This is a genomic window from Lachnoanaerobaculum sp., from assembly GCF_057250505.1.
Window position 1 is genome coordinate 1 of the sequence record NZ_DBHIEQ010000059.1, and the last position, 4,785, is coordinate 4,785.

A 4,785-nucleotide genomic window follows, 5' to 3' on the forward strand; every position below is an offset into this window, starting at 1 on the left:
GGGTGTGCAGGCCCACACCCGAAAGATGTTTACATAAATTAATTCATTATTTTACAAGTTTTAAAATATCTGCAGCATTGTCCTTTGTAACTTTTACATAGTCTACAGGAATCTTTGTGTCAACCTTCTCATCGTTTGTAAATGATATAGCCGCCTTTGCTGCAGCCTGTGCCTGGCTGATAAAGTCATTAAATACTGTACCTGTCATCTTGCCTTCAGATACGTTTTGTACAGCCTCTGCAAGTGCATCAACACCTACGATATAGATGTCTTCTCCGACTTTTCTGCCTGCAGCATTGATAGCCTGAAGTGCACCGAGTGCCATTGCATCATTGTTACAGAAGATAACTTCGATGTCTTTTCCATACTGTGTAAGTGCGTCCTGTGCAATCTGCTGTCCCTTAGCCTGATCCCAGTCACCTCTTTGGATAAGAAGCTCTTCAGCCTTTAATCCGCTCTTTTCTGTAAGAGCCTTAACTGAATACTCTGTTCTGTACTGTGCGTCAATATTCTCAGGGTCACCCTGGATCATTATGTACTTAACTGTTCCGTCGCCGTTGATGTCACCCTTGTTATCAAGTTCTGCGATTTCTTCACCTTGGAATGTTCCTGACTGACGAGCATCAGCACCTACATAAGTAGCCTTGATACTGTCTGAAGCCCATCTTGACTCCTCTGTCTCATCAGGCTCACGGTTGATATAAACTACAGGAATTCCGGCTTCTTTTGCAAGATCTGTAACTGTAGGAGCTGAAGATGACTGTACAAGGTTAAGAATCATAACGTCAACCTTTGTTGCGATAAAGTTGTTGATCTGGTTTGTCTGCTCAGCCTGATCGTTCTTACCGTCCTGAACTACTATATTATCTTTCGGAATACCGCAGTCTTCTGTAAGATATCTAACCAGCTCGTTACGATAAAGTGTCATAAAGTTGTCATCAAACTTGTAAATTGAAATGCCTACTTTGATGTCCTTTGCATCCTTACCGGTAGCAGCTACAGCCTCTGAAACACTCTCGCCGGCTTTAGACTCTTCCTTTGACTCACTGCTTGCTGCCGCTGTTGTCTCGGCACTCTTGCTTCCGCCACAAGCAGCTAATGAAAGAGCACACATAGATGCTACTGATACCGCTAATACTTTTTTAAACAATCTCATTGTTTTTCCTCCCTTATATTCGGTTCGTTTAATTTGTAAGCATATTTTAATATTGATTACGATTATTTTACATAGATTTTTTTTACGGTTTTTATTAAATTTTTTGCTATATCAGAAATGATTCCTAATAATTTCAGATTTAATTATATTCAAAAAAGTTGTATAATTATAGACAAACGGTGATAATAAAAATCACCGTATACTTATATAGAAGGAGGCAACTATGGGATACAATCAAAAGATAACAAAGGAAATAGAGGACTTGACAGCCAAATGTCTCTCAAATCTATCTATTAACCAAGCTTTGTACAAAGAATACGATGTACAGAGAGGACTTAGGAATCTGCAGGGAGAAGGTGTGAGAGCAGGCCTTACAAGAATTTCCGAGATTACTTCATTCAAAAAGGTAAACGGAGAAAAAATTCCTTGTGACGGCGAGCTGAGATATCAGGGTATTGATATACATGAGATTACATACGGCTTTCTTAAAGAAGAAAGATTCGGATTCGAAGAAGTGGCATACCTGATGCTTTTCGGAAGTCTTCCAAATGAAGCACAGTTAAAAGCTTTCAGAACCCTACTTGGCGAGCAAAGGACATTGCCGAAGAACTTTACAAGGGATGTAATAATGAAAGCCCCAAGCAAGGATATGATGAATACTCTCTCAAGATCCGTACTTACACTGTATGCTTACGATACAAAGGCTGATGATACTTCACTTGCAAATGTTCTCAGACAGTGTATCAATCTTATAGCTACTTTTCCGATGATGTGTGTATACGGATACCATGCATACAATCACTATATAAGAGATAAAAGTATGTATATACATCGACCTTCAAATGAACTTTCTACCGCTGAGAACATTCTTATGATGCTTAGAGAGGACAGAAAGTATACAAATCTTGAGGCAAGAGTACTTGATCTGGCAATGGTTTTACATATGGAGCATGGCGGCGGTAACAACTCCACCTTCACAACTCATGTAGTAACTTCATCAGGTACCGACACATACTCGGCTATAGCCGCCGCACTGGGATCATTGAAGGGACCTAAGCACGGCGGAGCCAATATAAAGGTTGTGGAGATGTTCAAGGATATGAAAAAGAATATCAGCGATATAAATGATGAAGAAGAAATAAAATCATATCTTTTAAAATTGCTTAGAAAAGAGGCCTTTGACAAATCCGGACTTATCTACGGTATGGGTCACGCCGTATACTCACTCTCGGATCCTCGTGCAAATATTTTCAAGCAGTATGTAAAACAGCTTGCCCATGCAAAGCACAGAGACAATGATTTCAAACTTTACAGTGCCGTTGAGAGGCTTGCTCCTGAAGTTATCGGAGCCGAAAGACATATCTACAAGGGTGTCAGTGCAAATATTGATTTTTACAGCGGCTTTGTTTACGGTATGCTTGACTTACCTACCGAACTGTATACTCCGATATTTGCCTGCTCAAGGATAGTGGGTTGGAGCGCTCACAGAATTGAAGAGCTTATAAATACGGACAAGATTATAAGACCTGCATATATGGCTGTAAAAGAGCATGAAGAATATGTTGAGATGAAAGACAGAAAATAAAAAATTGCCCCATATAGCATATAAATCGCTATATGGGGCAAATTTTTAAAACAACACCTTAACCGAATTATTCTTTATCTGAGGGTGCTATCTCCATATTCTTTAAATTGTTTACTATACCTGCATTAAGCGGCAGGCTCACTCCCATAGGGTTGATAAGGAATCCGTCACACTCAGGTGTAAGCGGGAAGTTGATAAGATTCTTTGCATCAATAATAGTTTTTTTGACCGTATCATCATTCGGCATCTTGTCAAACTCAATATTGTCTGTAAATACAGGTATCATACTGCCGCCGTCTTCACCAAGCTTTATCATAAGCATCTGCATCTGAGTCTTTCCGTCAACCTCACTCTCTCTTACAGGAACCAAAAATCTCGCCTTAAGGATATTGACCATCATCTCCTCTTCCATATCATGTATAACAGGAGTATTCGGATTGTCAATATTTGCTCTGATTTCCTGAGCGAAATAAAGCATTGTAAGCTGCAATGTTCTGTTCTCTATAGGTCTTTTCTCAGGTGGAAGCTCACTGAAATCTGAAATCTTTATAATCTCATCAAGCTGAATTATATAATCCTCACCTTGACAGTTGTACTTGATTGCATTCACTCCCGCTATAACAAGATGTGTGAACGCTCTGAGTATTCCCTCCTGAGTAAGCTCTACCACAACATTCTTTTGTTTTTTTTCAAGCAACTCCTGTGATTTCTTGTCCGCATTTTCTTTTATATCAAAGAAGAATGCTACATCATCAAAGGTCTTATCGTCACACTCAATATATGGCAATCTTGTAAACTCCGAATGAATCATATAAAGATTGACTGCCTTAGGTATACTTGAAAGTACTTCTCTTCTGTCCATTTTTATCTCCAAAAAAATATATTTCTTGACACTAATATATACTTTTTGCTTATCAAAGTCAAATTACAATATCTTTACAATGCCTACTCTGCAAGTTGTTCCTTTGCTCCGTCAGAATACACTATACTGTAGTCCGACAAAATAAAGTATCCGTAGGTATCAGGTATGGAATTTAAAAGCTTGACCCCTTCTTCCGCTCCCAGCGAAAAACAGGTGGTTGAGAGTGCGTCGGCATCTGTAGACGACTTTGTAAGTATACTTACCTCTACAAGTCCGTTGTCATAAGGATATCCGGTCTTCGGATTTAAGATATGGTGATAGTTTTTACCGTCTATCACAAAATGTCTCTCATACACTCCTGACGACACTACCGATTCATCATCCACTGTAAGCAGCGCCACAGTCTCATTCCTGTCGGCATAAGGCTTTTGAAGTCCTATAGTAAAGTTTTGTCCGTCAGGTTTCTTACCTATACAAAGTACATTTCCGCCAAGATTTATTATAGCACTGTCCACACCCTTGCTCTTTAAAAACTCCTTGGTCTTGTCCGCAATATATCCCTTGGCAATAGCTCCAAGATCAATCTGTGTATCGTCAGAGGTAAAATTTATAGTATCTCCCTCCACACTTACTCTTGTATAGTCCACCTTAGGCAAAGCTTCTTTTATGCTATCATCGCTTGGAAGCTTCGGATCGTCAGTATTGAAATCCCAAAGTTCTTTAAGCGGCTGTGTAGTAATATCAAAAGCCCCGTTTGATACCTTACTATAATATAACGCCTTATCTATTAAATAGGCGAGGTCCTCGCTTGCTTTAACACTCATCACACCCTTACCCCTGTGATTGAGCTTATAAAGCTCCGCATCAGGATTGGTTGCTGAAAAAACCATCTCGTATTTTCTTATAAAATCCAGAGAATCCTTCAGTACATTTTCATCACCGCCATGATATATAGTCACCGTAATGAATGTGTCAAGTGCAAAAGTGGTATCTGTTAAAGGTTCATCACTTTTTTTATCAAGTGATAAGTCAAAGTTATTGGCAACAGATTTCATACTGCTGTTCTTACCAGCTATTGCTATAATTGCAAGTATTACCACTACGGCAAGTACAGCTATAATAGTCTTCTTATTAAAATTCTTCAAAATAATCTCCCGGCCTTTTCATATATTTTAGTTAGGT

The 4,785-nt window shown here is 39.1% G+C and carries 4 protein-coding genes; 1 reads left to right on the plus strand and 3 read right to left on the minus strand.

The window, feature by feature from the left end:
- Nucleotides 1-46: 46 nt before the first annotated feature.
- Nucleotides 47-1,156, minus strand: a complete 1,110-nt coding sequence (locus ACO6FI_RS13105) for a galactose ABC transporter substrate-binding protein (protein WP_485457713.1) — start codon at nucleotides 1,154-1,156, stop codon at nucleotides 47-49.
- A gap of 223 nt (nucleotides 1,157-1,379) precedes the next feature.
- Between ACO6FI_RS13105 and ACO6FI_RS13110 the strand changes: the two genes are divergently transcribed.
- Nucleotides 1,380-2,741 (plus strand): citrate/2-methylcitrate synthase, encoded by a 1,362-nt coding sequence (locus ACO6FI_RS13110; protein ID WP_485457714.1) that lies wholly within the window; start codon nucleotides 1,380-1,382, stop codon nucleotides 2,739-2,741.
- A gap of 67 nt (nucleotides 2,742-2,808) precedes the next feature.
- Here ACO6FI_RS13110 and ACO6FI_RS13115 read toward each other — a convergent pair whose 3' ends face one another.
- Both ACO6FI_RS13115 and ACO6FI_RS13120 read right to left on the minus strand, forming a co-directional pair.
- Nucleotides 2,809-3,603: an SseB family protein gene (locus ACO6FI_RS13115; protein ID WP_485457715.1), complete on the minus strand. Its 795-nt coding sequence runs from the start codon at nucleotides 3,601-3,603 to the stop codon at nucleotides 2,809-2,811.
- 83 nt (nucleotides 3,604-3,686) lie between these two features.
- Nucleotides 3,687-4,748: an FAD:protein FMN transferase gene (locus ACO6FI_RS13120; protein WP_485457716.1), complete on the minus strand. Its 1,062-nt coding sequence runs from the start codon at nucleotides 4,746-4,748 to the stop codon at nucleotides 3,687-3,689.
- Nucleotides 4,749-4,785: the final 37 nt, after the last annotated feature.